This is a genomic window from Hungatella sp. SL.1.14 (genome assembly GCF_024460495.1).
GTDB lineage: Bacteria > Bacillota > Clostridia > Lachnospirales > Lachnospiraceae > Hungatella > Hungatella hathewayi.
In genome coordinates, this window is sequence record NZ_JANFYJ010000288.1 from 1 (window position 1) to 305 (window position 305).

Sequence of the window (305 nt, forward strand, 5' to 3'; positions counted from 1 at the left end):
CATAGGAAATCATCTGTATGTTGATGTTTTCATTCGTATAGGGGCTCAGCCAGATGGCCCTGCCGTTTTTAACCGGGATATAGGACCAGCCTACGTGCTCGACGTCGGTAGGGCAGTATCTGGAGAAATCGGTGGGAACCAGCTTCTGGAAGGTTCCGTTTAAATTGGTTTTACTCCAGAACACCCCTGAGGTCGGCGGAGTAAAATCAGGATTATAGCGGACGTATACCGCCACCGCGCCTTCTGTGTTGTTGGCCGCATTGACGGCGACAGACTCTATCTGCTCCGTAAATGCCTTTCGTGTG

Annotated in this window: 1 protein-coding gene; it reads right to left on the bottom strand. The window is 51.1% G+C overall.

Features of this window, described 5'->3' with window-relative positions; all coding sequences use genetic code 11:
- Positions 1-305 (bottom strand): PDC sensor domain-containing protein (locus tag NE473_RS31030; RefSeq protein WP_502802868.1); only part of this gene is annotated, 305 nt, incomplete at both ends.